Annotated in this window: 23 protein-coding genes; 21 read left to right on the top strand and 2 right to left on the bottom strand. The window is 70.1% G+C overall.

Annotated features, from left to right (window positions below):
- Positions 1 to 68 precede the first annotated feature (68 nt).
- The 6 genes from ptsP to EO081_RS10250 all read left to right on the top strand — a co-directional run bounded on the left by ptsP (position 69) and on the right by EO081_RS10250 (position 8,318).
- Positions 69 to 2,345, top strand: a complete 2,277-nt coding sequence (ptsP, locus tag EO081_RS10275; RefSeq protein WP_129342453.1) for a phosphoenolpyruvate--protein phosphotransferase — start codon at positions 69 to 71, stop codon at positions 2,343 to 2,345.
- Between the two features lie 111 nt (positions 2,346 to 2,456).
- Positions 2,457 to 3,317: a helix-turn-helix domain-containing protein gene (locus tag EO081_RS10270; protein ID WP_129341852.1), complete on the top strand. Its 861-nt coding sequence runs from the start codon at positions 2,457 to 2,459 to the stop codon at positions 3,315 to 3,317.
- 117 nt (positions 3,318 to 3,434) lie between these two features.
- Positions 3,435 to 4,397 (top strand): tetratricopeptide repeat protein, encoded by a 963-nt coding sequence (locus EO081_RS10265; protein ID WP_129341851.1) that lies wholly within the window; start codon positions 3,435 to 3,437, stop codon positions 4,395 to 4,397.
- A 4-nt stretch (positions 4,398 to 4,401) separates the two neighbouring features.
- Complete coding sequence (gene tilS, locus EO081_RS10260; RefSeq protein WP_240697629.1) at positions 4,402 to 5,424, top strand: tRNA lysidine(34) synthetase TilS; 1,023 nt, start codon at positions 4,402 to 4,404, stop codon at positions 5,422 to 5,424.
- Positions 5,425 to 5,492: 68 nt separating this feature from the next.
- Positions 5,493 to 7,457 (top strand): ATP-dependent zinc metalloprotease FtsH, encoded by a 1,965-nt coding sequence (gene ftsH, locus EO081_RS10255; RefSeq protein ID WP_129341849.1) that lies wholly within the window; start codon positions 5,493 to 5,495, stop codon positions 7,455 to 7,457.
- A 204-nt stretch (positions 7,458 to 7,661) separates the two neighbouring features.
- Positions 7,662 to 8,318, top strand: a complete 657-nt coding sequence (locus EO081_RS10250) for a hypothetical protein (RefSeq protein WP_129341848.1) — start codon at positions 7,662 to 7,664, stop codon at positions 8,316 to 8,318.
- A 182-nt stretch (positions 8,319 to 8,500) separates the two neighbouring features.
- Here EO081_RS10250 and EO081_RS10245 read toward each other — a convergent pair whose 3' ends face one another.
- A complete protein-coding gene (locus EO081_RS10245) occupies positions 8,501 to 9,571 on the bottom strand; it encodes a DUF3667 domain-containing protein (RefSeq protein WP_129341847.1) in 1,071 nt (356 codons plus the stop codon).
- Positions 9,572 to 9,647: 76 nt separating this feature from the next.
- Between EO081_RS10245 and EO081_RS10240 the strand changes: the two genes are divergently transcribed.
- The 15 genes from EO081_RS10240 to EO081_RS10170 all read left to right on the top strand — a co-directional run bounded on the left by EO081_RS10240 (position 9,648) and on the right by EO081_RS10170 (position 23,884).
- Positions 9,648 to 10,928, top strand: coding sequence for a glutamate-5-semialdehyde dehydrogenase (locus EO081_RS10240; RefSeq protein ID WP_129341846.1), 1,281 nt, complete (start codon positions 9,648 to 9,650; stop codon positions 10,926 to 10,928).
- A gap of 288 nt (positions 10,929 to 11,216) precedes the next feature.
- A complete protein-coding gene (locus EO081_RS10235; protein ID WP_129341845.1) occupies positions 11,217 to 12,257 on the top strand; it encodes an aldo/keto reductase in 1,041 nt (346 codons plus the stop codon).
- Positions 12,258 to 12,446: 189 nt separating this feature from the next.
- The gene (locus EO081_RS10230; protein WP_129342451.1) at positions 12,447 to 13,073 is read left to right on the top strand and encodes a nicotinate-nucleotide adenylyltransferase; all 627 of its coding nucleotides are present in this window, start codon (positions 12,447 to 12,449) and stop codon (positions 13,071 to 13,073) included.
- Between the two features lie 8 nt (positions 13,074 to 13,081).
- Positions 13,082 to 13,486, top strand: a complete 405-nt coding sequence (gene rsfS / locus EO081_RS10225; protein WP_129341844.1) for a ribosome silencing factor — start codon at positions 13,082 to 13,084, stop codon at positions 13,484 to 13,486.
- Positions 13,487 to 13,498: 12 nt separating this feature from the next.
- A complete protein-coding gene (locus tag EO081_RS10220; protein ID WP_129341843.1) occupies positions 13,499 to 13,921 on the top strand; it encodes a 23S rRNA (pseudouridine(1915)-N(3))-methyltransferase RlmH in 423 nt (140 codons plus the stop codon).
- Positions 13,921 to 15,102: a murein hydrolase activator EnvC family protein gene (locus EO081_RS10215; RefSeq protein WP_129341842.1), complete on the top strand. Its 1,182-nt coding sequence runs from the start codon at positions 13,921 to 13,923 to the stop codon at positions 15,100 to 15,102. The genes EO081_RS10220 and EO081_RS10215 overlap by 1 nt, the downstream gene beginning before the upstream one ends.
- Before the next feature lie 81 nt (positions 15,103 to 15,183).
- On the top strand, positions 15,184 to 16,521 hold the full coding sequence (locus EO081_RS10210; protein WP_129341841.1) for a S41 family peptidase: 1,338 nt from the start codon (positions 15,184 to 15,186) through the stop codon (positions 16,519 to 16,521).
- A 1-nt stretch (position 16,522) separates the two neighbouring features.
- Positions 16,523 to 16,999 carry a disulfide bond formation protein B gene (locus EO081_RS10205; RefSeq protein WP_129341840.1) on the top strand — a complete coding sequence of 159 codons (477 nt, stop codon included), beginning with the start codon at positions 16,523 to 16,525 and terminating at the stop codon, positions 16,997 to 16,999.
- A complete protein-coding gene (locus EO081_RS10200; protein WP_129341839.1) occupies positions 16,996 to 17,532 on the top strand; it encodes a demethoxyubiquinone hydroxylase family protein in 537 nt (178 codons plus the stop codon). Before EO081_RS10205 ends, EO081_RS10200 begins: the two co-directional genes overlap by 4 nt.
- A gap of 40 nt (positions 17,533 to 17,572) precedes the next feature.
- On the top strand, positions 17,573 to 17,977 hold the full coding sequence (locus EO081_RS10195; protein WP_129341838.1) for a hypothetical protein: 405 nt from the start codon (positions 17,573 to 17,575) through the stop codon (positions 17,975 to 17,977).
- A 74-nt stretch (positions 17,978 to 18,051) separates the two neighbouring features.
- A complete protein-coding gene (locus EO081_RS10190) occupies positions 18,052 to 19,536 on the top strand; it encodes a hypothetical protein (RefSeq protein ID WP_129341837.1) in 1,485 nt (494 codons plus the stop codon).
- Positions 19,537 to 19,799: 263 nt separating this feature from the next.
- Positions 19,800 to 21,047 (top strand): putative DNA modification/repair radical SAM protein, encoded by a 1,248-nt coding sequence (locus EO081_RS10185; RefSeq protein ID WP_129341836.1) that lies wholly within the window; start codon positions 19,800 to 19,802, stop codon positions 21,045 to 21,047.
- 67 nt (positions 21,048 to 21,114) lie between these two features.
- Entirely contained in the window at positions 21,115 to 21,600 is a 486-nt protein-coding gene (locus EO081_RS10180) for a hemerythrin domain-containing protein (protein WP_129341835.1), read from the top strand.
- Between the two features lies 1 nt (position 21,601).
- Positions 21,602 to 22,999, top strand: a complete 1,398-nt coding sequence (locus tag EO081_RS10175; RefSeq protein ID WP_129341834.1) for a UdgX family uracil-DNA binding protein — start codon at positions 21,602 to 21,604, stop codon at positions 22,997 to 22,999.
- 366 nt (positions 23,000 to 23,365) lie between these two features.
- A complete protein-coding gene (locus EO081_RS10170; protein WP_129341833.1) occupies positions 23,366 to 23,884 on the top strand; it encodes a biliverdin-producing heme oxygenase in 519 nt (172 codons plus the stop codon).
- On the opposite strand, the gene EO081_RS10165 is transcribed toward EO081_RS10170, so the two are convergent.
- A complete protein-coding gene (locus EO081_RS10165; RefSeq protein ID WP_129341832.1) occupies positions 23,881 to 26,040 on the bottom strand; it encodes a histidine kinase dimerization/phosphoacceptor domain -containing protein in 2,160 nt (719 codons plus the stop codon). The genes EO081_RS10170 and EO081_RS10165 overlap by 4 nt on opposite strands.
- Positions 26,041 to 26,065 lie beyond the last annotated feature (25 nt).

Raw genomic sequence — 26,065 nt, 5'->3', positions numbered from 1 at the left:
GCACACTTCGTTACCGAAGTTTCCGGCGGCCCGATGGCGTCGGGCGCAACGGCATGGTAGCCAGCGCCATGCCCGCATCGGCCGCCGCTTCCGCCCGAGAGATCCTCACCCGCCTCCACGACGTGATGGCGTCGCGCAGCCCCGCACAGGCCAAGCTCAACAGCGTGGTCAACATCATCGGGCAGACGCTCGATAGCGAGGTTTGCTCGATCTACCTGCTGCGCGAGGGCGTGTTCGAACTCTTCGCCACCGTCGGCCTCGCCGAAGAGGCGGTGCACGTCACCAAATTGGCACCCGGCGAGGGTCTGGTCGGCACCATCGCCGCCAATGTCGAGACGCTGAACCTGGCCGAGGCGGCGAGCCACCCCGACTTCGCCTATCGCCCGGAAACCGGCGAGGAACGCTTCCACAGCTTTGCGGGCGTGCCGATCATCCGGCGCGAGCGGGCGGTGGGCGTGCTCGCGGTCCAGCATACCGAGCCGCGCCGCTACGACGACGTCGAGATCGAGGCGCTGCAGACCGTCGCCATGGTGCTGTCCGAACTGATCGCCAACGCCGACCTGATCGACGCGGCCGGGCCTTCCGCCGCCAGCCGCCCGCAGGCGACCGGCACCGCCCGCATCAACGGCTTCAAGCTGGTCGACGGCATGGGCGCCGGCGTCGCCGTCTTCCACCAGCCGCGCATCACCGTCGAGCATACGGTCGCCGAGGACATCGAGGCCGAGCGCCACCGCGTCTATGCGGCGTTCGACAAGATGCGCGAGCAGATCGACCGCATCACCAGCCAGGCCGAGTTCGGCGTCGGCGGCGAGCATGAGGAGGTCATCGCGACCTACAAGATGTTCGCCTATGACGAGGGCTGGTCGCGCCGCATCAACGAGGCGATCGATTCCGGCCTCACCGCCGAGGCCGCGATCGAGCGCGTCCAGCAGCGCACCCGGATGCGCATGCGCGAGATCGCCGACCCGCTGCTCGCCGACCGGATGCACGACCTGGAGGACCTGTCCAACCGGCTGCTGCGGATCGTCTCGGGCCAGCTCGGCACCGCGGCGCAGCTGGGCCTGCGCCAGGACACGATCCTGATCGCCCGCAACCTCGGCCCCGCGGAGCTCCTGGAATACGACCGCCGGCGCCTCAAGGGCGTGGTGCTGGAGGAAGGCTCGCTCACCGCGCACGTGACCATCGTCGCCCGCGCGATGGGTGTGCCGGTGCTCGGCCGCGTGCGCGACGTGCGCCGGCTGATCTCCGAGGGCGACCGGCTGCTGCTCAACGCGTCCGAAGACTATCTCGTCATCCGGCCGACCAGCGACCTCGAGGAGGCGTTCGACGCCAAGCTGCTCTATTCGCAGCGCCGCCGCGCCGCCTTTGCCGCGCTGCGCAGCGAGCCGCCCGTCACCCGCGACGGCGACCGCATCACCCTGCTCGTCAACGCCGGGCTTCGCGACGACGCCGCCGCGCTGGATCTCACCGGCGCGGACGGCATCGGCCTGTTCCGCACCGAATTCCAGTTCCTGGTCTCCTCCACCCTCCCCTCGCGCGAGCGCCAGCAGCGGCTCTATCGCGAGGTGCTCGACGTGGCCGGTGATCGCCCGGTCGTGTTCCGCACCGTCGACATCGGCGGCGACAAGGCGCTGCCCTATCTCGCGACCGGCGACCATGAGGAAGAGAATCCGGCGATGGGCTGGCGTGCGCTGCGCCTGGCGCTGACCCGCGAGGGGCTGATGAAGGCGCAGGCGCGCGCGCTGATCGAGGCGGCCGCCGGCCGCACCCTGCGCGTCATGTTCCCGATGGTGTCCGAACCCTGGGAGTTCGAGCAGGCGCGAGAGCTGTTTGAACGCCAGCGCGACTGGGTCGCCTCGCGCGGGCGCAAGCTGCCGCTGGAGATTCTCTATGGCGCCATGCTGGAGGTGCCGGCGCTCGCCGAGACGCTCGACCTGCTGTTCCCGCGCCTCGACTTCCTCTCGATCGGCACCAACGACCTCACCCAGTTCCTGTTCGCCGCCGATCGCGCGCACCCGCAGCTGGCGCTGCGCTACGACTGGCTGAGCCCGGCGATCCTGCGCTTCCTGCGCCGGGTGGTGCGCGCCACCCGCGATGCCGGGATCCCCGTCACGGTGTGCGGCGAGATGGGCGGGCGCTCCCTCGAGGCGATGGCGCTGCTCGGCCTCGGCATCGACCGGCTGTCGATCACGCCGGCCGCGGTCGGCCCGATCAAGGCGATGATCCACTCGCTCGATCGCGCCGCGATCACCGCCACCATGGAGCGGATGCTGGCGGCGCCCCCCGCCGACATGCGGGCCGCGCTGACCGCCTGGGCGAGCGACAATGGGGTTGAACTGGCGTGAAACGGCGGCGGATACGCACGTCCCGACGTTGACACAGGTTTATGCGTGTCCGAAACCTGCCCGGAGGACGGGGGCGCAACCTTGGTGAAAATTCCCCGCGTGGAGATTGGAATGGGTGAGGGCGAGGGCGCCGTGGAACGGAGCCCGGCAGCGATGAAGGCAGGCGAACGGTTGCGGCAGGCGCGCGAGGCCCAGGGCCTCGACCTGGCCGAGGTGGCGGCGCGTACCCGGATCCCCCAGCGGCATCTGGAGGCGATCGAGACGTCGAACTTCTCCCAGCTCCCCTCCACCACCTATGCGATGGGCTTCGGTCGTTCCTATGCGCGGGCGGTGGGCGTGGACGAAGTGGCGCTCGCCCGCGACCTGCGCCACGAACTCGACGTCAGCTACCAGCGGCGCGAGCCCAAGCCCGATCTTCAGCCCCATGCCCCCCCGCGCCTTCCCTCGCGCGGGCTCGCCAACGGCGGCCTGATCGCGGGCGCCGTGATCCTGGTGCTGCTGGCACTCTGGTTCGGCACCAGCCTGTTGCGCGGCGGCGACACCCCGCCCGCGCAGCAGGCGACGGCGGAGAGCGAGCTCGGCGTGATGCCGGTGCCCGCCGCCTCCCCGGCGGTTGCCGCACCGGCCGCGCCCGTGACCGGCAGCCAGGTGACGCTCACCGCCACCGACGAGGTGTGGGTCCGCGTCTATGACGCCGCCGGCAAGACGCTGATGCAGAAGACGATGTCTGCGGGCGAGCGCTACGACGTTCCCCTCGATGCCAGCGGCCCGATGATCAACGTCGGCCGCCCGGACAAGCTGGCGGTCACCATCAACGGATCGTCGGTGGCCCCGCTCGGCAGCGGCGCGCGCCCGATCAAGGACATCGGCGTCAGCGCCCAGGCGCTGCGCGCCCGCGACGGCGGCGCCACCCCGGCCGCTGCCGCCGCCGGCACCGGCGACGCTACGGTGCCGGCCGCGCCCCAGGGCTGACGCCGGCACCTTGGGCGCGCCGGGGTTTTTCCGCGCGCGCTTAAGGCTGGCGACAGCATCGCCGGACCATTAGGGTCCCCCTAGTTTTCCCAAAATCCCACCGGGGGGTGTCACGACATGCGTATCCTCATGACGCTTCCGCTTCTCGCGGCCGGCCTTGCAGTTTCCGTCCCCGCCACCGCGCAGACCGCGATCGAAGGCCGGGTGAACAAGCTCGAGCGCGAGATGCGCGCCGTGCAGCGCAAGGTGTTCCCGGGCGGCGCCCAGGCCCAGGTCGAGCCCGAGATCACCGCGCCCCAGACGCCGATCGAGGCGCCGGGCACGCCCGCGGGCAGCCCGATCGCCAATCTGGAAGCGCGCGTCGCCGCGCTCGAATCGCAGCAGATGACGCTGACCGGCCAGGTCGAGCAGGCACAGTACAAGCTGCGCCAGATGGAGGAGGCGTTCGAGGCCTATCGCCGCGCCACCGACGGCCGGCTCTCCGCGCTGGAGGGCGGCGGCGCTACCGCTCCGGCCGCGCAGGGTGCGCCGGGCGAAGACGGTGCGCAGGCGGTTCCCGCGCCTGCCCGCACGCCCGGCAATGGCGGCGGCGTGCTGAAGCTTCCCGGCGAAGGCGCGAGCCGGACCCCGGCGGCAGCCGCCGCGCCCGCGGTGGCGGCAGCGGGCGTCGAAAAGCCCGCGCCCAGCGGCGATCCTGCCGAGGACGCCTATATCTACGGCTATCGCCTATGGTCGGCGAAGCGCTATTCGGAGGCCGCGACCCAGCTCAAGACCGTGGTCGACAAATATCCCAAGCACCGCCGCGCCAGCTGGGCCCAGAACCTGATCGGCCGCTCCTATCTGGACGACGGCAAGCCCAGCCTTGCCTCCATCGCCTTCTACGACAACTACAAGAAGATGCCGGACGGCGAGCGCGCCCCCGACAGCCTCTTCTACCTCGCCGACGCGCTGGTGCAGCTCAAGAAGCCGAAGGACGCGTGCGAGGTTTATGCCGAGCTGTCCGACGTCTATGCCGATCGCATCTCGGCAACGATGAAGGCGGATATCCAGCGTGGACGCACCGCGGCCAAGTGCAGCTGATCCGGTGAGCCTCGATCCGGCGGCGGTCGCGCGGTTCGCGCGTGACCTCGCCGCCGCGATCGGAGCGGCGCCCGCCGGCCCGGTCGCGCTCGCCGTCTCGGGCGGTCCTGATTCCATGGCGATGCTGGCGCTGGCGCATGCAGCACACCCCGGCCGGGTGATCGCCGCCACCGTCGACCATCGCCTCCGCCCCGACGCCGCCGACGAGGCCGCGGGTGTTGCCCGTTGGTGCCGCGACGCCGGCATCCCGCACGCGACGCTCGCCCCCGAACAGCCGCCCCGCGGCGCCAGCATCCAGGCGCAGGCGCGGCAGCTGCGCTACCAGTTGCTCGGCCGATGGGCGCTCGGCGAGGGCGCGGCCGCGCTGCTCACCGCCCACCATGCCGACGACCAGGCCGAAACCTTCCTGATGCGCGCCGTGCGCGGCTCGGGCCCTGCCGGGCTCGCCGGCATCCGGCGCGGCTGGACCTGGCATCCCGCGCGCTGGGACGGCACCGGCGCGGGCGAGGCGCGCGGCCTCCCGATCGTGCGCCCGTTGCTCGGCTGGCGGCGCGCGACCCTGCGCGCCCTGGCCGAGGCGGCTGCCCTCCCCTTTGTCGACGATCCCTCCAACGCCGATCCCCGCCACGACCGCACCGGCGTGCGCGCGCTGCTGGCCGGGTCGCCGGCGCTCGATGTCGAGGGGCTCGCCCGCGCCGCGCAGCATTGCGCCGAGACCGATGCGGCACTCGCCGAGACCGTCGCTTGGATCGAGCGCGCGCGGCTACTCCCGTCACCCGCCGGCGAGCGCGTCCTGGACATGGCCGCCCTGCCGCGCGAGCTGCGCCGCCGGCTCGTCCGCCGCGCGATCGGCCACGTCCGCAGCCTCGCGCCCGCGGCAGAGGGAAGCTGGTCCGACTCCGCCCAGGTCGAATCCTTGCTGGACGCGCTCGAAGCCGGCTCGGGCGCCACCCAGGCCGGCGTCGCCGCCTCCTCGGCGGGCGACCGGTGGCGATTCCGGCCCGCACCGCCGCGTCGATCAGCCTGATCGATGTTGTTCCATTGCCATTCATCCCCCGCAGCCTATCTTGCAGGGACGAAGAGGTACGCGCTTTCATGAACGACAACGACAAGCAGCCCGGCCCCGACAACGGCGGCAACGGCAATCCCTGGATGAAGAGCCTGCTCATCTGGGTGGGCATCCTCATGGCCCTGGCGCTGTTCGTGTCGCTGTTCCCCAGCGGCGGGGCGCAGAACGCCGGCACGTCGATCCCCTATTCGGCGTTCCTCGACCGCGTCGAGGAAGGGTCGGTCAAGGACGTCAACGTCGCGGCGAACGTCATTACCGGCACCCAGTCGAACGGCGAGAAGTTCCGCACCTATGCGATGAACGACCCGCAGCTGACCCAGCGGCTGCGCAAGGCCGGCGTCAGCATCACCGCGCGTCCGGAGGAAGGCCCGTCGATCTGGCAGTACATGCTGGTCCAAGCGCTTCCGTTCCTTCTCTTCCTCGGCATCGCCTTCTTCGTCGTGCGCCAGATGCAGAAGGGCGGCGGCGCCAACGGCGCGATGGGCTTCGGCAAGTCGCGTGCGCGCATGCTCACGCAGAAGGAAGGCAAGGTCACCTTCGACGACGTCGCCGGCATCGACGAAGCGCGCGAGGAGCTGCAGGAGATCGTCGAGTTCCTGAAGGACCCGACCAAGTTCGCACGCCTGGGCGGCAAGATCCCCAAGGGTGCGCTGCTGGTCGGCTCGCCCGGCACCGGCAAGACGCTGCTCGCCCGCGCCATCGCGGGTGAGGCGGGCGTGCCCTTCTTCACCATCTCCGGCTCGGACTTCGTCGAGATGTTCGTGGGCGTCGGCGCCAGCCGCGTGCGCGACATGTTCGAACAGGCAAAGAAGTCGGCGCCCTGCATCGTCTTCATCGACGAAATCGACGCGGTCGGCCGCCATCGTGGCGCGGGTCTGGGCAACGGCAACGACGAGCGCGAGCAGACCCTCAACCAGCTGCTGGTCGAGATGGACGGCTTTGAAGCGAACGAGGGCATCATCATCATCGCGGCGACCAACCGCCCCGACGTGCTCGATCCGGCGCTGCTGCGTCCGGGCCGCTTCGATCGCCAGGTCGTGGTGCCCCGCCCCGATATCGAGGGCCGCATCAAGATCCTGCAGGTCCACATGAAGAAGGTGCCGCTGGCACCCGACGTCGACGCGCGCACCATCGCACGCGGCACGCCGGGCTTCTCGGGCGCGGACCTCGCCAACTTGGTCAACGAAGCGGCGCTGATGGCGGCGCGCAAGGGCAAGCGGCTGGTCGCGAACCTCGAGTTCGAAGAGGCCAAGGACAAGGTGATGATGGGCGCCGAGCGGCGCTCCATGGTGATGACCGACGACGAAAAGCGGATGACCGCCTATCACGAGGCCGGCCACGCCATCGTCTCGATCCACGAGCCCGCGTCGGATCCGATCCACAAGGCGACGATCATCCCGCGCGGCCGGGCGCTGGGCATGGTGATGCGCCTGCCGGAGCGCGACAGCTACAGCTACCATCGCGACAAGATGTACGCGAACCTGGCGGTGGCGATGGGCGGCCGCGTCGCGGAGGAGATCATCTTCGGCTACGACAAGGTGTCGTCGGGCGCTTCCGGCGACATCCAGCAGGCGACCAGCCTTGCGCGCGACATGGTGACCCGCTGGGGCATGTCGGACGCGGTCGGCCCGGTCGAATATGCCGAACCGCAGGGCGAGAGCTTCCTTGGCTATTCGCAGTCGGCCCCGGCGCGCATGTCGAACAAGACCGCCGAGCTGATCGACAGCGAGATCAAGCGCATCGTCGAGGGCGGCCTGACCCGCGCGCGCGACGTGCTGACCGAGCATGTCGACCAGCTCCACACGCTGGCCGGCGCCCTGCTCGAGTACGAGACGCTGAGCGGCGACGAGATCAAGCGCCTGATCGCCGGCGAGGACCTCGGCCGCCCGACCGACGGCCCGACCCGCCCGGTGGTCGCCGCCGGCACGTCGATCCCCAAGACCCGGCGCCCGCAAGGTCCCTTCGGCCAGCCGAGCCCCGCCGGCGCCTGATCCGGCCGCGCACGAGCAGAAAGCCCCTCCGCGATACCGTCGTGGAGGGGTTTTTCTTTGCCTGCGGTACTGTGGAACTGGCTCGTGAACCCAAAAACGGCCACTTACGGATCTAGCGCTAAACGTCGACTCTTGGGTGGTTAGCAGAACGGCGGCTTTCGGCCCCTGGGGGCATGAAGTTGCTGCTACGTTGGAGTCCGTCAAATGATCGCGCTGGCATTCTTATTGGGACAAGCCCCTCCTACTCTCACGCTCTTACAAGTTCGAGAATTGTCGCCAGCCGCGGCAGGCGACGCCATCCTGGGCGATGAGCAGCATGGCCCGATCGAGAGGTTCGAGGCACCGACTGGTGGCATGAACGTTCCAGGCTTGATTGAGGGACAGCTGGTAGAGCGGCCTGTTCCAAGCGCCTTGGGGTGCGTCAGAAGACGTTGGACCGTGAAATTCCGGGCGGCGCCGGGCGCAGACATCAGCACTGCCAAGGTGCAGAGCGGCACGTACAGCACACGGGAAATCTCTCCCTCATCCGATGGCATCTGCCCCGCAGGGGACTATGTGCGCCTGAGCCCTGGCGTTAGCGTAGAACAAGGTTGGGACGCTCTCGCTAAGCTCAAAGAAATCAGGACCGGGGTCAGCGCTACGCGCTTCGAGTGTTCCGACACCACCTCGTCTGGTCTGTGCGACGATAGCAAAGCCATTCGTGTTGCGCTTCGCACGTTAACACCGTGGGCTATCACCCGTGATGACGATGACGTACTCATTTGGTTAGGGGTGCGAGGCGGAATCGTCACCGAGGTTCGCTTCAACTCGGCCCAACCGTCCCGGGTTTTGGTGACGCGGAAGGTGCCCGCCCCGTTCTGATGTCGGTCTGCTTTTCAGGCGGCCTTTGATCTGCCGAATGGCCGCTTTTGGGCGATTACCGCCAGTCCGCTTTGACGACTTCACACCCCAACCGTGCTCCTGCGCAGGCAGGAGCCCAGGGCCCCGACCGCTGCCGTTGCCGGACTCTCTGGCTCCCGCCGCTGCCGTCGCGGCGGCACAGGTCACCCCATCAGCCCCAGCACCACTAGCAGCGACACGAAGATCGACAGCACCAGCGCCGTCACGAACAGCAGCGCTACCGTCCGCCAGGCCGCGCTGAACGTCCGGAGCCGGTACGCTCCCTTCAGCTGAGCGAACATGTGGATCGGGGGCACCAGCAGCAGCCACCCATCCAGCCATGACAGCAACGGCGAGAGGCTGCACAGCGCCATCACCACGAACAGCAGGTTCATGAAGCTGATCGAATAGATCACGAAGATCGCGTGGTCGTACATCCGATACTGCCGCCGCCACGCGAACAGCATCCACATGAACGGCAACGACAAGGGGATCAGCGCCCAGCTGTATTTGTAGCTGCTCGACTTGATCTTGTAGAGCAGCAGCTCCGGGTTCTGGAGCTTGCGGCCGACCTTGGCATAGCCCTTTTCCTCGAGCCTCACGCCGAGTGCCCGCAGCAGGCCAGGTGCGCCGACATTGCCCGTCGACGTCTCGTGGCCCGCCAGGGTCGCGCGCACGGCGTCCAGCTCCCGGGTCGTTTCGCCGGCCGCCGCTGCCCGCGCACGCTCACGGTCTATTTCGGCAAGCCCGGCCCCGACCTGCGATTCCTGCGGCGCGGCACCAGCCGCTACCTTCGGTCCGTCCTCCGCCGGATCGTGCATCCAGCTGTCGAGCCCGGCCCAGCCGAACACTGCGAACATCAGGAACATGGTGAAGAGGAACAGCGCCAGCGGCGACACGAAGCGCGCCCGCTCGCCCTCCACATAGCGCCGGGTGAGCGCGCCCGGACGCGTCACCAGCATCGGCAGCGTGTCCCAGATCTTGCCCTCGAAATGGAACACGCCGTGCAGCAGGTCGTGGCCCACCGAATGGAGCGTGCGGTGGATGTGCCCCGCCTGCCCGCAGCGGTGGCAATGCGCCCCGATCAGCGCGGTCCCGCAATTGAGGCACAGTCCGTGCGCCTGCCCCGCCGCATGGCCGGGCCGGTGCCCCCGTCCCTCACCCGCGCTTGGCTCGATCGCGCGCGCGAACAGCCCCCCGGCGACGATGTCGCCCCCTGTTTCCAGTTCCCCCATGGCCGAAAAGCTATCACGTCCTTGCAACCTGTCGAGGGGCTTTGGGAGGCGCGCGCGTGCATGCTAGCCTGCGCCCATGTCCGCCGATCCCGCCACCGCCCTGCCCGAAGATCCCGTCGCCCTCGTGCGTGCCATGGGCACCCGCGCCCGCACCGCCGCCCGCACGCTCGCCGCACTGTCGACCGCGACCCGAGCCGCCGCCCTGCGCGCCGCCGCCGCTGCGATCCGCGCCGATGCGCCCGCGATCCTCGCCGCCAACGCGCGCGACGTCGCGGCCGGCGAGGCGCGCGGCCTGAGCGCGGCGCTGCTCGACCGCCTCCGCCTCGATGTCGCCCGCCTCGAAGGGGCGGCCGCCGGCGTAGAGGCCATCGCTGGCCTCCCCGATCCGGTCGGCGCGCTGGTGTCCGAGGACCGCCGCCCCAACGGCCTGGTGCTGCGCCGCGTGCGTGTGCCGATCGGCGTCATCGGCATCATCTACGAAAGCCGCCCCAACGTCACCGCCGATGCGGGCGCGCTCTGCGTCATGGCCGGCAACGCCGCCATCCTGCGCGGCGGATCGGAGGCGATCGAGAGCAACCGCGCGCTCCACGCGGCCCTGCAGCGCGGGTTCGTCGCCGGGGGCGTGCCCGCCGATGCGATCCAGCTGGTCCCCACCACCGACCGTGCGGCGGTCGGCGCGATGCTTGCGGCAGAGGGGCTGATCGACATGGTCGTGCCCCGCGGCGGCAAGAGCCTCGTCGCCCGCGTCCAGGCCGAGGCGCGCGTGCCCGTGCTCGCGCACCTCGACGGCATCAACCACAGCTATGTCGACGGGGCGGCCGATCCGGCAATGGCGCAGGCGCTGGTGGTCAACGCCAAGCTGCGCCGCACCGGCATCTGCGGCGCGACCGAGACGCTGCTGATCGACCGCGCCTTTGCCGATCCCGCGCCGCTGCTCGCCGCCCTGATCGACGGCGGCTGCGAATTGCGCGGCGACGCGGACGTGCAGGCGATCGACCCGCGCGTGCGCCCCGTCGAGGCGAGCGACTGGGACACCGAATATCTCGACGCGATTCTCTCGGTGAAGCGCGTCGACGGGGTGGAGGACGCGATCGCCCATATCGCCCGTCACAGCTCCGGCCACACCGACGCAATCGTGACGGAGGATGCGGCGACCGCCGAGCGCTTCCTCAACGGGGTCGATTCGGCGATCGTGATGTGGAACGCCTCCACCCAGTTCGCCGACGGCGGCGAGTTCGGGTTGGGCGGAGAGATCGGCATCTCCACCGGCCGCCTCCACGCCCGCGGTCCCGTCGCGCTGGAAGGGCTCACCACCTACAAATGGACCGTCACCGGCACCGGCCAGATCCGCCCCTGACACCGGACCTTTAGAAAACCCCTTGCCATGCTCCCGCGCAGGCGGGAGCCCAGGGTTTAAGTCGCCGCAAGCCGTTGTTCTGCTTGGCCCTGGATCCCTGCCTGCGCAGGGATACGGTTGTTTTGGGCGTCCGCTCCGCGGTTTACGATGGTCTCGCCTCCACAGGAGCACGGCGCGGAATCAGGCACAGGTCCTGCCCTGACGCTGGGCTTTTTCGTACCGATCGGTTGCGCGGGCGAAAAGCCTCCCCATCTGCCGGGCGCTTATCGCTCAGGAGGCGCATCCCCCATGCACTACAACCAGCTCGGCCGCACCGGCCTGTTCGTGTCCGAACTCTGCCTCGGCACCATGACCTTCGGCGGGGAAGGCATGTTCAAGGCGGTGGGCCAGGTGCAGCAGGCGGACGCCGACGCCCTGCTGCGCACCGCGGTCGATGCCGGCGTCAACTTCATCGACACCGCCAACGTCTATTCCAACGGCCTGTCGGAGGAGATCACCGGCCAGGCGATCCGCAACCTGGGATTGCGACGTGAAGACGTGGTGCTCGCCACCAAGGCGTTCGGGCCGATGGGTCCGGGCCACAACGATCGCGGCGCCTCGCGCGGGCACCTGCTCGACCAGGTGAAGGCCAGCCTCAAGCGGCTCGGCACCGATCACATCGACCTCTACCAGATCCACGGCTGGGACTCGGTGACCCCGATCGAGGAGACGCTGCGCGCGCTCGACGATCTCGTGACGCAGGGCCATGTCCGCTACGTCGGCGTGTCCAATTGGGCGGCGTGGCAGATCGCCAAGGCGCTCGGCATCTCCGAACGCCGCGGTTTCGCCCGTTTCGAGACGGTGCAGTCCTACTACACCCTCGCCGGCCGCGACCTGGAGCGCGAGCTTGCGCCGATGATGGAGTCCGAAGGGCTCGGCCTGATGGTGTGGAGTCCGCTTGCCGGCGGCTATCTGTCGGGCAAGTACCGCGCCGGCGGCGGCGATGGAGACGCGCGCCGCACCAACTTCAACTTCCCGCCCGTCGACCAGACCCGCGGCGAGGCGGTGCTCTCCGCCATGGACCCGATCGCCGAGGCGCACGGCGTGTCGGTCGCCCGTATCGCGCTCGCCTGGCTGCTCCACCAGAAGGTGGTCACCAGCGTCATCGTCGGCGCCAAGCGCGTCGACCAGCTGGAGGACAATCTCGCCGCCGTGGACGTGGCGCTGACGGCCGAGCAGCTCGCGTCGCTCGATGCGGCCAGCAAGCTGGCACCGGAATATCCCGGCTGGATGATCGAGCGTCAGTCCGAATACCGCGCCCCGGCGCTCGCGGCGGTCCGCGAGCGCTAACGCCCGCCCCGAGCGCAACCGTACCCCGGCGGAGGCCGGGGCCCAGTTGCGGCGAACGAGGTTTGGGGCACGCCACAGCCGCCTTCCCACCTGGACCCCGGCCTCCGCCGGGGTACCCTGCGCTTGTGAGGCAAGCCGAAGGCTCCCCCGCCGTTGCACCCGTCGCACAACACTGGCATCGCCCGCCCCATGTCGCGCATCGGCCTCTTCGGCGGTTCCTTCAATCCCGCGCATCGCGGCCATCGCGGCATTTCGCTGCAGGCAATCCGTGCGCTGGAGCTCGACGAACTGTGGTGGCTCGTGTCACCCGGCAACCCGCTCAAGGACGCCGCGACCGACATGGCGCCCTTCGCCGCGCGGCTCGCCTCGGCAGAGCGGATGGCCCGCCACTCGCGGATTCGCGCGACTGACATCGAACGGCGGCTGGGCACCCGCTACACGCTCGACACGCTGCGCAAGCTGCGCGCCCGCTTCCCCGATCACGACTTCATCTGGGTGATGGGGGCCGACAATCTCGCCCAGTTCCACCGCTGGCGCGGGTGGCGCGAAATCGCGCGCACCATGCCGATTGCGGTTGTCGCGCGTCCGGGGTATGATCGACGAGCCCGCGCAAGTGTCGCGATGGGCTGGCTGCGGCGCCATGCGCGGCCCGCAGGCCAGGCGAAACGATGGACGAATTGGAGTTTGCCGGCACTTGTGTTGCTGCGCTTCCGCCCCGATCCGACCTCGGCGACCGGCATTCGGGCCGCCGATCCCGCCTGGCACCGGCACCCGACGCCGAACCACCATCCCCCGCGCACGGCCATGAAAGGCTAGGAGACAAGTTGCCCAACCCCTCTTCCGCACGCGAAGGCGGTACCGACGACGTCGAGGCGCTTCACCGCCTCGTCCTCACCTCGCTGGATGACGATCAGGCGGTGGAAACCGTCTCGATCCCGCTCGCCGGCAAGTCCAGCATCGCCGACTATATGGTCGTCGCCTCCGGCCGTTCGAGCCGCCAGGTCGCGTCCATGGCCACCAAGATCGCCGAGAAGGTGAAGGCCGAGTTCGGCCGCACCCCCCGCGTGGAAGGCCTGCCGACCGCCGACTGGGTGCTGATCGACGCGGGCGACGTGATCGTCCACCTGTTCCGCCCCGAAGTCCGCACCTTCTACAATCTGGAGCGGATGTGGGCGTTCGGCGACACGCCGACGATGGGCTCGACCGGCAACCCGCCCGCGACCGTCTGACCGTTCGCGCCCGTGCTGCTGCATATCGTCGCGCGCGGGCGCATCGGGCGCAGTCCAGAGGCCGAGCTGGTGGACCGCTATCTGAAGCGCGTCACCTGGCCCACGCGCGTGACCGAGCTGCCCGACAGGGGCGGCAAGATGCCACCGCGCGAACCCGGCACCCGCATCGTCATGCTCGATGAAACCGGCCGCGACATGCCCTCGCGCCAGTTCGCGCAGATCCTGGGCGGGTGGCGCGACGACGGCGTGCGCGAGGCGCGCTTCCTGATCGGCGCCGCCGACGGCTTCGACGATGCCGACCGGCGCGAGGCGGACCTGCTGATCTCGTTCGGGCGCCTGACGTGGCCGCACATGATGGCCCGCGCGATGCTCGCCGAGCAGCTGTGGCGCGCCGCCAGCATCCTCGCCAACCACCCCTATCACCGCGAGGGCTGATGCGCCGCGGCGGGACAGTCGCGGCCGCCCTGCTGGTGCTGGCCGCCGGAGGCGCGGCACTCGGCGCCGCCACCATCGGCACCGCCGCCCCTTCGCCGCTCGACCAGCAGCGCGAACGGCTGCGCGCCGCCCGGATCGAGGCGGATCGTGCCCAGGCCCGCGCACAGGCGCTGGAACGTCAGGCCGCTGCCGCCCGCACCGCCGCCGACCGCGCCGCCTCCGAGCAGCGCCGGATGGCGGCCCGGATCGATGCCGCCGAGGCGGAGCATCGCGCCGCAGAAGCCCGCGTTGCGCTGGTCGGCCGCCTGCTCGCCGACCGCCGCGAGGAGCTTGCCCGCCGCCGCGACCCGATCGTGCGGCTGATGGCGGCGCTCCAGTCGCTCGCCCGCCGCCCGGCGGTGGCGGCCGTCGCCCAGCCCGGCTCCACCGCCGATGCCGTCCACGTCCGCGCCGTGCTCGCGACCGTGCTTCCCGCCGTCCGCCAGCGCACCAGCGCGGTCCGCGCCGAAGTCGCAGAGGTCCAGCGCACGCGCCGCCAGGCCGCGCTCGCGGTGCAGGCGCTCGGCAGCAGCCGGCGGCGGCTGGAGGACGAACGCCTCCAGCTGGTGCGGCTGGAGGCGGCGCAGCGGCTGCGCTCGAAGGATCTCGGCCGCACCGCGCTGGTCGAATCGGATCGCGCCATCGCGCTTGGCGAACGGGCGCGCGACATCGTCGACCAGATGCAGGAGACGCAGCTCGCAGCCGGGACGCTGGGCGCGCTCACGACCCTGTCCGGGCCGCTGCTGCGTCCGGGCTCGGACGGCGCGCCGGTCCACCGCTCGCCCTATCGCCTGCCGGTGACCGGCGGAGTCGTGACCGGCTTCGGCGAGATCTCGGACGCCGGCGTGCGGTCGCGCGGCCTGACGCTCGCGGTGGCGCCCGGCGCGCGCGTGGTGGCGCCGCTGGCGGGCCGAGTCCTGCTCGCCCGCCCCTTCCGCAGCTACGGCACCATCATCCTGCTCGATCATGGCAACGGCTGGACGACGCTCGTCACCGGACTCGGCCGCGCCACCGTGCGCCGCGGGACCGAGGTCGCCGCCGGCACGCCGCTCGGCCTCGCCCCCGGCGGCGACGCCCCCCGCGTCACGGTCGAGCTGCGCCGCCACGGCGCGGCAGTCGACCTGGCGACGATGCTCGGCTGAGGCAGACCGCCAGAGTTCCTTTTACGCGGCCACGCTTTGCCGCTATTCCGGTGCAGCATGTCCGTTCATAAGGTTCCCCGCATGGTTCGCCCGCTCCTTCAGGCCACCGCGATCGTGGGCGCGCTGGCGCTGGTTCCGATCGCCAACGGCGCGATGGCGCAGGTCGACAGCGACAGCTATCGCGAGCTCGACACCTTCATGGATGTCTACAACCGCGTCCGTGCCTCCTACGTCGACAAGGTCGACGACAAGGTGCTGGTGAAGGGCGCGATCCAGGGGATGCTCTCCGCGCTCGACCCGCACAGCTCCTATGTCGACGCGCTCGACTTCGACAACATGCGGATCGCGACCGAGGGCAATTACGGCGGCCTAGGCCTGACGGTCACCATGATCGACGGCGCGATCAAGGTCATCGCCCCGACCGAGGACACGCCCGCCGCCCGCGCCGGCATCAAGGCCGGCGACTACATCACCCACATCGACGGCAAGCTCATCTTCGGCGGCTCGCTGGACGAGGCGATCACCCAGATGCGGGGCCCGCCCAACACCAAGGTCACGCTGACCCTGGTCCGCCCGGGGCAGGAAAAGCCGATCACCGCGACGATGACGCGCGAGATCATCGTCCAGAAGCCCGTGAAATGGGAGGTGAAGGACGGCATCGGTATCATCAACATCAACACCTTCTCCGCCCAGACCGGCGCCGACACCCGCGCCGCCATCGCCGCGATCGACAAAGCGCTCGGCCGCAAGCCGCTCGGCTACGTCGTCGACCTGCGCGACAATGGCGGCGGCCTGTTGAACGAGGCGATCGAGGTCTCGGACGTGTTCCTCGACCATGGCGAGATCGTCTCCCAGCGCGGCCGCGAGAAGACCGACATCGAACGCTATTATGCCGAGGCCGGCGACCTCACCCAGGGCCTGCCGATCATCGTGCTGGTCGACGCGGGCACCGCCTCCGCCTCCGAGATCGTCGCGGGTGCGCTCCAGGACCACCACCGCGCGATCGTCATGGGCGAGCGGACGTTCGGCAAGGGATCGGTGCAGACGCTGCTGCCGCTCGGGCCGCAGACGGCGCTCCGCCTCACCACCGCGCGCTACTACACGCCCTCGGGCCGTTCGGTGCAGGAGGGCGGCATCGAGCCCGACCTGAAGGTGCCGCAGATCTCCGATCCCGACTACAAGGATCGCCCGGTCTTCCGTGAGGCGGACCTGCGCCGCCACCTGATCAACGAGGCCAAGGTCGACAATTCGGTGCTGGAGGACGACGGCAAGCCCGATCCGCGCTTCACCGAGAGCGCCGAGGCGCTCAAGAAGCGCGGCATCGAGGACTTCCAGCTCCACTACGCGCTGCAGACGCTCGGCCGCCTGGGTCCGGCGTCGCGCGCGGTGGCGACGGCGACGCCGGCAAAGAAGCGCTGACATGCGCGGCGGCAATCTCCAGGCGGCGCGCTGGCTGGCGCTGCTCGTGCCCGCGGTGCTGATGCTGGGCGCGCTCGGATCGCAATATCTGGGCGGGCTCTACCCGTGCGAGATGTGCCACTGGCAGCGCTGGCCGCATTATGCCGCCATCGTGCTCGCGGTGCTCAGCTTCCTGGTGTCGCGCACCTCCGCGCGCGTCGCGCTGGTGCTGCTCGCCGGCGTCGCCATTGCCGCCAGCGGGGCGATCGGCGTGTTCCACGCGGGCGTCGAATATGGCTGGTGGCAGGGCATCACCGGCTGCGCGACCCCCTTTTCCGGCGGCGGCGGCAACATGCTCGACGCGATCATGAAGGCGCCGGTGATCCGCTGCGACGTGCCGCAATGGACGCTGGCCGGCATCTCCCTCGCCGGCTTCAATGCGATCTTTTCGCTCGCCGGCGCGTTGGGGATCTTTGTGCTGGCAGGAAAACGCGCATGAAGCGGTGGCGACCCGGCGACCGGCGGGAACCGGTCTCCCAGATGATCCGGGTGGATCAGGCGGGCGAATATGGCGCGACCCGCATCTATGCGGGGCAACTCGCGGTGATGGGCGACCGCGTGCCGATGGCGCGCGAGATCGTCGGCATGGCCAAGCAGGAGGAACGCCACCGCGCCTGGTTCGACGGCATGATCGCCGAACGCGGCGTCCGCCCCACCCTGCTCCAGCCCTTCTGGAGCGTCGCCGGCTTCGCGCTGGGCGCCGTCACCGCCGCGATCGGGCCGGAGGCGGCGATGGCCTGCACCGCCGCGGTCGAGACCGAGATCGACAAGCATTACGACCAGCAGCTCGCGGAGCTGCGCGACGAGGAGCCGGAACTGTCGGCCGCGGTGCGCGAGTTCCAGGCCGAGGAGCTGGAGCACAAGGAAGCGGCGATCGCCCACGGCGCCGAACAGGCGATCGGCTATCCGGTGCTGTCCGCCGCGATCCGGCTCGGCTGCCGGGTGGCAATCGCCGCATCGAAACGCATATGAGGCTTGCCGCGTTAGAATGGCGGCAACAGGAGGACGACCGATGGCAAAGTGGATGCTGATGGCGGCGATCGGGCTGGCTGCACCGGTGCTGGGCCTCTCCGCCCCCGCGGTCGCCCAGAATGCCGCGCAGAACGGCGTGCTGGTCATCTATGGCAACGACAAGTGCCCGACCAACGCCAACGGCGAGGAGATCGTGGTCTGCGTCCGGCGGGGCGAGGAAGAGCGCTTCCGCATCCCCAAGGAGCTGCGCACCACCGAGGCGTCGCCCGACCAGCAGAGCTGGGCCGTGCGCCAGCAGTCCGCGCTGGAGGCAGGCGCCACCGGCATCGGCACCTGCAGCACCGTGGGCGCCGGCGGCCAGTCGGGCTGCTTCGTCCAGAACGCCAACCGCTGGAAGGCGGAACGCCGCGCCGCCAGGGCGGAAGCCGAACGCAGCGTTCCCTGATCTCGCCGGACGTTGCGTCCAGGGCCCTGCCGTCGTAGCCGCACGCCTCTCGAACGGCGAACGACGGCGGCGGCATGACGGCACAGACGGGACTGAGACGCGATCCGATTGCCTGGTTGCTGTTCGCGCTGGTCTGGTTCTCCTGCGGCTGGTTCGGCTCCTGGGAGTTCAACCCCAATAACGCCACCCGCATGTACGCCGCCGTCTCGTTGGTCGAGCAGGGCGATGCCACCATCGACGAATATGCCGCGCTGACGATCGATCGCGCGCAGTTCGGCGACCATTTCTACACCGACAAGGCACCGGGCATGACGCTGATGGCGGTGCCCTTCGTCGCACTCGCCGATGCCGTCACCGGCGACGATGCCGAGTTCCACCGCATCCGCAACGAAGACCCCGGCTTCAACCGCTTCATCAAGATCCGGGTCCGCCTCACCGCCGTGTTCACCTCCGCGCTGTTCGTCGCGCTCGCGGCGATGCTGCTGTTCGACCTCGGGCGCGGCGTCACCGGCAGCACCGCCGCCGGCCTGTTCGGGGCGCTCGGCTATGCGCTCGGCTCGATCGCCTGGGGGTGGGCCACAACCATCTTCGGCCATGCCGCCTCGGGCGCGATGCTGGTGGTCGCCGTCTGGGCGGTGTGGCGGGGCACCCGCACGCCCGGCGGCACCCGCGCCAGCATCGGCTATGCCGCGGTCGCCGGCCTGGTACTCGGCTGGGGCGCGGTGATCGAGCCGCCCTCGGTGCTCTTTGCGCTGCCGATCGGCCTTTGGGCGCTGTGGCGGATGCGGGGCTGGGCCTGGGCGCAACGGCTGCCGGTGATGCTCGCCGCCGTCGGCGTCGCCCTGGTCGCGGTGCTGCCGCTGTTCGCCTACAACGCCTTCGCCTTCGGTTCGCCCTTCCAGTCGGGCTATGCCGGCGTCACCGATTTCGCCGGCATGCAGCAGGGGTTCTTCGGCCTCACCTATCCCAAGCCGCACGTGCTGTGGGAGATCGTGTTCGGCCCCCGGCGCGGCATCCTGTGGGTCTCGCCCGTGCTGGTGCTGGCGCCGATCGGCCTCGCCTGGCTGCTCCGGGATCGCCGCCACCGCGACCTCGCCGTGCTCGCGATCGCCTTGAGCATCCTGCCCTTCCTCTACAACGCCGCCTATTATTACTGGGACGGCGGCCACTCGACCGGACCGCGCCACGCGGTTCCCGCGCTCGGCTTCCTGGGCCTCGGCCTCGCCAGCTTCTGGACACTCTTGCGCACGCCGGTCGGCAAGCTGCTCGCCGCGCAGCTGCTGGCGGTGTCCATGGCGATCAACCTGATGATCGCCTCGGCCGAGATCGCCGCCCCCGACTTCTTCGACCATGCCGTCTGGCGCGCGGTGCTGCTGGAAAGGTTCGCACCGGGCTATCTGCGCACCGTCGCCGACGAATGGCTGGGCTTCACGCCGTGGGAGGGGCTGGGCATCTGGGCGCTGGTCGCGCTGCCGCTGCTCGGGCTCGTGGCCTGGCTGGCCTGGCGCGCGGATGCTGGCCCTGCGCTGCAGCAGGCCGATCCCACCCACCCCCATTGATGCTGAGCAAGACCTTAGCACACCCCTATCGTGCTCCTGCGTAGGCAGGAGCCCAGGGTTTCCAAGCTCCGCGAGCCGTAGTGCTGCTTGGCTCTAGATCCCTGCCTGCGCAGGGATACGGCAGGATCCGGGTGTCTGTTGCGCATCGTCCGAAGGCCGCGTTGAGGTGGCTGAACCTTCGAAAGCCCATATCCAAGCAGCCGTCCGTAACCCGCTGATCCCGCAGCCTTGCGCCGTCCCGCGTTCGAACATAAATAGAACAGATGGCGCAGCTCGACACCCGCGAAAAGCTGGCGATCCTTGCGGACGCTGCGAAGTACGACGCCTCCTGCGCCTCGTCCGGCACTGCCAAGCGCAACTCGCGCGACGGCAAGGGGCTCGGCTCTACCGAGGGCATGGGCATTTGCCACGCCTATGCGCCCGACGGCCGGTGCATCTCGCTGCTCAAGATCCTGTTGACCAACAGCTGCATCTTCGACTGCCACTATTGCATCAACCGCAAGAGCTCGAACGTCCGCCGCGCGCGCTTCACGGCCGAGGAGGTCGTGCGCCTCACCCTCAGCTTCTACCGCCGCAACTATATCGAGGGGCTGTTCCTCTCCTCGGGCATCATCCGCTCGTCCAACTACACGATGGAGCAGCTGGTTGAGGTCGCGCGCTCCCTGCGCGAGGACCACGACTTCCGCGGCTACATCCACCTCAAGACCATCCCCGACGCCGATCCGGAGCTGATCCATCAGGCCGGCCTCCACGCCGACCGCGTCTCGATCAACGTCGAGCTGCCGACCGCGAGCGGCCTCAAGCGCCTCGCCCCGGAGAAGTCGGAGACCCAGATCGAAGGCGCGATGGCCGGCATGCGCACGGCCATCACCGACGGCACTGATGCGCGCAAGCGCTACCGCAGCGCGCCGCGCTTCGCGCCCGCCGGCCAGTCGACGCAGATGATCGTCGGTGCCGATGCCGCGACCGACCGCGATATCGTCGGCCGCGCCGCCACCCTTTACGACCGGTTCGAGCTGCGCCGCGTCTACTATTCCGCGTTCAGCCCGATCCCGGAGGCGTCGGCGGTGCTGCCGCTCCAGCGCCCGCCCCTGATGCGCGAGCACCGGCTCTACCAGTCCGACTGGCTGATGCGCTTTTACGACTACAAGCCCGACGAGGTGCGCGCCGCCGCCGACGACGCCACCGGCATGCTGCCGCTCGACATCGATCCCAAGCTCGCCTGGGCGTTGAAGTTCCGCGACAACTTCCCCGTCGACGTCAACCGCGCCCCCCGGGAGGCGCTGCTGCGTGTCCCAGGCCTGGGCGTAAAGGCGGTGAACGCCATTCTGTCGGCACGCCGCTGGCGCCGCCTGCGCCTTGACGACGTCGCGCGGCTCACCGTCTCGATCAAAAAGCTGCGGCCGTTCCTAGTCGCCGACGATTGGCGACCGGTGGCGCTCGCCGACCGCGCCGAACTGAAGCCGCTGGTGGCGCCCAGGAAGCAGCAGCTGGAGCTGTTCGCCGCCTGAGAGTGATTCGCGGGTGAAACGACGCGCTCCGCCGCCGGTTGTGCTCTCGAACCCAGGGAGGAACATCATGGCGGACGCCCGCATCTATCAGGACCTGAAGCGCGACCACGACAAGCAGCGCGACATGCTCGCCCGGCTCGCCGATTTCTCCACCCCCGCCGAAGCGCGCCAGCAGCTGTTCGAGGAGTTCCGCCTCGAACTGCAGAGCCACGCCGCGGCCGAAGAGGAATCGCTCTACGCAACCATGCTCGGCGACCCCGAGCTTCGCGACGACGCCCGCCACTCGGTCGCCGAGCACAAGGAAGTCGACGATGTGCTCGGTGAGCTCATGAACCTCGAGTTCGACTCGGACGAATGGAAGGAGAAGTTCTTCCACATGCGCCGCCGCTACGAGCACCACATCGACGAGGAGGAGGAGGACATGTTCCCCGCCGCCGCCGAGGAGCTGGACGACGCGACCGAGGAAAAGCTCGCCGACATCTACGAGGACCGCAAGCCCAAGGAGCTGGAGGAGGCGAAGGACAACCCGCCCGGCAGCGACGAGCGCGAGTAACGTGCGCGGCGTCACCCTCTCGGCTCCCGACGATTTCGACGCGTGGCGCGACGCCGCGCGCGGGCTCGCGGCCGAGGGGGTGGCGCCCGATCAGGTGGTGTGGCGCACCGGCGACGGCGTCGCGGACCTGTTCGCGCAAGGTGCGCCCGAAGCCCCGCCGGCAGCTTCCCCCGCCGGCCCCGGCTTCTCGGTGCCGCGTGCCTTCCTCGACCTCGCCCGCGACGTCGTCATGTCCGCGGCGCCCGATCGCTTCGCGCTGCTCTACACGCTGCTCTGTCGCCTTCGCACTCAGCCCCGGCTGATCGAGGACCGGGCCGACACGCTCATCCGCAAGCTGGAAGGGCTCGCCAAGGAAGTCCGCCGCGACATCCACAAGATGCGCGCCTTTCTGCGCTTCCGCGAAGTGGCGGAGGAGGACGGCACCAGCCGCTACGTCGCCTGGTTCGAGCCCGAGCACCACATCGTGCGCGCCAATGCGGCGTTCTTCGTCAACCGCTTCGCCAGCATGCGCTGGTCGATCCTGACGCCTGAGGTGTCGCTGCACTGGGATGGCGAGTTGCTCACCGAAGGCCCCGGCGCCACCCGTGCCGATGCGCCCGAGGGCGATCCGGTCGAGGAGGTGTGGAAGACCTACTACGCCTCCATCTTCAACCCCGCGCGGCTCAAGAAGGGCGCAATGCTCAAGGAGATGCCGCGCAAATATTGGAAGAACATGCCTGAGACGGCGCTGGTCGGACAGCTGATCGCGGGCGCCCAGGCACGAGAGGCAGGCATGATCGACAAGGCCCGCACCCAGATCGGCGGCAACATCCAGGCCGCGTGGCAGGCGCTGCGCGAAGAGGCGATGGGCTGCAAGCGCTGCCACCTGTGGAAGCCCGCCACCCAGACGGTGTTCGGCGAAGGGCCCGTCGACGCCCGGCTGATGTTCGTCGGCGAACAGCCCGGCGACCAGGAGGACCTCGCCGGCAAGCCCTTCGTCGGTCCCGCCGGCCAGATGTTCGATCGCGCGCTGGCGCAGGCCGGCGTCGACCGCAGCACCGTCTACGTCACCAATTCGGTCAAGCACTTCAAGTTCGAGCCGCGCGGCAAGCGTCGCATCCACAGCAAGCCCGACGCCGGTGAAATCGACGCCTGCCGCTGGTGGATCGAGCAGGAAACCGCGCTGGTGAAGCCCGAGGTCACGGTAGCGCTCGGCGCCACCGCCGCCCGCTCGCTGCTCGGCCGCACCGTCACCATCAGCCGCGAACGCGGCCAGGCGATCGCGCTCCCCAGCGGCGGCGAAGCCTGGATCACCGTCCACCCCAGCTACCTGCTGCGCATCCCCGACCGGTCCAAGGCCGAGGAAGAATACGCCCGCTTCGTGGAAGACCTCCGCACCGCCGCCGCCCGGCTGGGCTAGGGCGCCCCGCCCTTCTTCGTACCCCGGCGAAGGTGGGGGCCGAGTTGGAACGTCCTCCGAAGCGAAGCGCACCCGTGTCCCCGCGCAGGCGGGAACCCAGGGCCAAGCAGAACACCCCCCGCCTGCTCCCGGTACCCTAGGCTCCCGCCTACGCGGGAGCACGGAACCGGCGAACCGCCCCCACCCACCGTCATCCCGGCGAAGGCCGGGATCCACCCGGCCGCAGGCGCGCGCTGCGAGATGGACTGCGGCCCTCGCCGGGGTGACGGTAAGAGGCGACTGGCCCGTAAGACCGACCGCCTCACCGCGCCACGCGACCATACCGCAGGCTCGACCCGGCCCGGCGCCGGCGGTACAGCCGCCGCGATGCACGCCAGCGCCCTTCTCCGCGAAACCACCCGCGCCGCGCACGAGCGCGTCGACGCCGCCTTTGCGCGCTTCGATCTCGCCGACCGCGACAGCTATGCCGCGATGCTGGTCGCCCACGCCCGCGCGCTGCCGGTGGCGGAGGCGGCGATGGCAGCGGCTCCGGCGCTCCCGCTATGGCGCCCACGCACCCCGCTGCTGGCCCAGGACCTCGCAGACCTCGGCCAGCCGCTTCCACCCGAACTGCCGCTCGCGCTGCCGCAAGAGGCCGCGGCGGTCGCCGGCCTCGCCTATGTGGTGGAGGGATCGCGCCTGGGCGGCGTCTATCTCGCGCGGCAGGTGGGCGCGGGGCTGCCCGCGCGCTACCTCTCCGCCGCGCATGAGAAGGGCGAATGGCGCGCCTTTCTCGCTTGGCTCGATCAGGCGGGCGAGGCCGGCGGCTCCGGCTGGATCGAGGCCGCGCTTGCCGGCGCCGCCGCCGGCTTCTCGCTCTACCAGCAGGCGGCCGAGGCCGCCTAGCGGCCGCTTTCCTCGATCGGCGCGGTCAGGATTACGCGCAGTCCGGGCGCATTGTCCTCGAACGCCAGTTCGCCGCCCAGCCTGCCGACGAGCGCCTTCATCATCCGGCTGCCGAAGCCCTCGCCGGCACCGCTCTTGCCGCGCCCCTGGTCCTCGACGATCAGCCGCAGATTGGCGCGGTGCTGCTCCAGCATCACCGTGATCGGGCCGGTGGTGCCCGGATAGGCATATTTGGTGGCGTTGATGACCAGCTCGGTCGTGATCAGCCCGATGTCCACCGCGCGGCCCGTCGGCACCAGCACCGGCGCGAGATAGACGCGCAGCGCCGATCCCCAATCCTTCCCCAGCGACGCCCGCATGTCGGTCATCAGCTCGTCCAGGTAGCGGCTGAGCTCCACCGCCTCGACCTGGTCGTCGCGATAGAGGCGCCGGTGGACCAGCGCCACGGCCGACAGCCGCGCCTGCGCCTCGGTCAGGTGACTCGTCAGGGTGGCATCGTCGACCGCGCGCGCCTGCATGCCCAGGAAGGCGGAAACCAGCTGCAGGCTGTTCTGCACGCGGTGGTTCACCTCGTGCATCAGCACGTCCTTCTGGCGCAGCAGCAGCTCCTGTTCGCGGTTCGCCTCCGACAGCTGGCCATTCAGCTCGCGCAGCCGCGCACGCTGGCGCAGGTCGTGCAGCACGCCGCGCAGCCGGTGGGCGGCCTTGACCTCCTCCAGCGTCCAGCGGCGCGCACGGCCACGCACGATCTGCGACCAGCTCTCGAACGAGGCGCGCGGCGTCAGCACCGCGCCGGGCTCCACCTCCACCGCCTTGTGCGGATTGCCGGCCCAATTGACGCGCTCGACCTCCTCCATCCGGAACCACATCGCCATGCAGTCCATGCCGTCGATCGGCATGCCCAGCAGGCCGCTGCCGACCCCGGCATAGCGCTCGGCCGGCGGGAACGGGGTCGAAAGCTCCCGGCTGACCACCAGCCCGCCGCCCTGCCCGTTCACCCACTCGGCCAGCCGCAGCAGGTCCGCATCGTCGGGGCAATGCCCCTCGCGCGACACGGTATCGCCGCACACCAGCGCAAAGCCGTCGGCGTCCAGCAGCTCCGCCAGCTCCTTGCCGCACTGGGCCAGCTGCACCCGGATCGGCTGCTCGCCGCCCAGCCGCGCGATCACCAGGTCCTCGCCCGCATGCAGCCGCAGCCGCTCGCGATAGCTTTCGGCTTCCTCCTGCGCGCGGATCTGGCGGGCGAGGCCGCCGGCGAGCGCGCGGGCGGCGGCGCGCAATTCGGGGCCCATCCGGCGCGGGCTGTCGTGATGGCAGGCGACCAGCCCCCACAGCACGCCATCGCGCACGATCGAGATCGAGGCCGACGCCTCCACGCCCATGTTGCGCAAATACTGGAGGTGGATGGGCGAGACGCTGCGCAGTGCCACGTCCGACAGGTCGATCCCGCCCTGGTTCGCCGACTCCGGCCGGATCGGCGCGGGCGTGTAGCCCGCGTCCGGGATCACGCGGACGCGGTTGCGAACATAGAGCGCGCGCGCCTGGCGCGGGATGTCGGAGGCGGGGAAATGATGATTGAGGAAGCTGTCGCGCCCCGGTGCCCGGTCCTCCGCCAGCACGACCCCCGCGCCATCGTCCAGGAAGCGATAGAGCATCACCCGGTCGAAGCCGGTGAGCTGGCGAAAGGCCACCGCCGCGCGCTCGCACAGCTGGACCAGGTCGGCCGCCCGCTCGAAGGTCGCGGCGGCGCGCTCCAGGCCGACCAGCACCTCGATCGCCGGGCGAGACGTTTCCGGCTGCGGCTCCAGCTCGACGATCAGCATGTCGCCCGAACGGTGAAGGCTCGCCTCCAGCGTCCCGCCGGCGGCCACCACCGGCGCCAGCCGCAGCGTTCCCCCCGGCCCCATGTCGGCCGAACGCAGCAGCGCCTCCAGGTCCTGGCCGATGAGCTCCGAGATGGGGCGGTCGAGCCAGTCGGACGCAAGCCGCGCCTCCAGGTCGCCCGCACCCGCAACCGTCCTGAACGTCGCCGCATCGACGATCAGCAGCAGTCCGTGCGGCTGGATCGCCCCGGAGAGATGGATGGGTTCCCGATCGCAGGCCGAAAGGTCATGGCCGACCGGCGCGCTTTCCTGCAGTTTCTCTACCGTCGTCACGCGCCACTCAACTCTTTGACCAGGC

This window comes from Sphingomonas desiccabilis (genome assembly GCF_004135605.1).
GTDB classification, from domain to species: domain Bacteria; phylum Pseudomonadota; class Alphaproteobacteria; order Sphingomonadales; family Sphingomonadaceae; genus Sphingomonas; species Sphingomonas desiccabilis.
Note: the sequence above shows the minus strand (reverse complement) of the source record. Positions and strands in the feature narration are given on the sequence as shown.

What these genes read in the sequence shown, in the direction of transcription:
- ftsH (WP_129341849.1), top strand. Translation starts at nt 5,493, where the DNA reads ATGAACGACAACGACAAGCAGCCCGGCCCCGACAACGGCGGCAACGGC.
- EO081_RS10190 (WP_129341837.1), top strand. Translation starts at nt 18,052, where the DNA reads ATGACGGCACAGACGGGACTGAGACGCGATCCGATTGCCTGGTTGCTG.
- EO081_RS10215 (WP_129341842.1), top strand. Translation starts at nt 13,921, where the DNA reads ATGCGCCGCGGCGGGACAGTCGCGGCCGCCCTGCTGGTGCTGGCCGCC.
- ptsP (WP_129342453.1), top strand. Translation starts at nt 69, where the DNA reads ATGCCCGCATCGGCCGCCGCTTCCGCCCGAGAGATCCTCACCCGCCTC.
- EO081_RS10210 (WP_129341841.1), top strand. Translation starts at nt 15,184, where the DNA reads ATGGTTCGCCCGCTCCTTCAGGCCACCGCGATCGTGGGCGCGCTGGCG.
- EO081_RS10180 (WP_129341835.1), top strand. Translation starts at nt 21,115, where the DNA reads ATGGCGGACGCCCGCATCTATCAGGACCTGAAGCGCGACCACGACAAG.
- EO081_RS10185 (WP_129341836.1), top strand. Translation starts at nt 19,800, where the DNA reads ATGGCGCAGCTCGACACCCGCGAAAAGCTGGCGATCCTTGCGGACGCT.
- EO081_RS10265 (WP_129341851.1), top strand. Translation starts at nt 3,435, where the DNA reads ATGCGTATCCTCATGACGCTTCCGCTTCTCGCGGCCGGCCTTGCAGTT.
- EO081_RS10250 (WP_129341848.1), top strand. Translation starts at nt 7,662, where the DNA reads ATGATCGCGCTGGCATTCTTATTGGGACAAGCCCCTCCTACTCTCACG.
- EO081_RS10240 (WP_129341846.1), top strand. Translation starts at nt 9,648, where the DNA reads ATGTCCGCCGATCCCGCCACCGCCCTGCCCGAAGATCCCGTCGCCCTC.
- EO081_RS10235 (WP_129341845.1), top strand. Translation starts at nt 11,217, where the DNA reads ATGCACTACAACCAGCTCGGCCGCACCGGCCTGTTCGTGTCCGAACTC.
- EO081_RS10205 (WP_129341840.1), top strand. Translation starts at nt 16,523, where the DNA reads ATGCGCGGCGGCAATCTCCAGGCGGCGCGCTGGCTGGCGCTGCTCGTG.
- EO081_RS10195 (WP_129341838.1), top strand. Translation starts at nt 17,573, where the DNA reads ATGGCAAAGTGGATGCTGATGGCGGCGATCGGGCTGGCTGCACCGGTG.
- EO081_RS10230 (WP_129342451.1), top strand. Translation starts at nt 12,447, where the DNA reads ATGTCGCGCATCGGCCTCTTCGGCGGTTCCTTCAATCCCGCGCATCGC.
- EO081_RS10170 (WP_129341833.1), top strand. Translation starts at nt 23,366, where the DNA reads ATGCACGCCAGCGCCCTTCTCCGCGAAACCACCCGCGCCGCGCACGAG.
- EO081_RS10245 (WP_129341847.1), bottom strand. Translation starts at nt 9,571, where the DNA reads ATGGGGGAACTGGAAACAGGGGGCGACATCGTCGCCGGGGGGCTGTTC.
- EO081_RS10270 (WP_129341852.1), top strand. Translation starts at nt 2,457, where the DNA reads ATGGGTGAGGGCGAGGGCGCCGTGGAACGGAGCCCGGCAGCGATGAAG.
- EO081_RS10200 (WP_129341839.1), top strand. Translation starts at nt 16,996, where the DNA reads ATGAAGCGGTGGCGACCCGGCGACCGGCGGGAACCGGTCTCCCAGATG.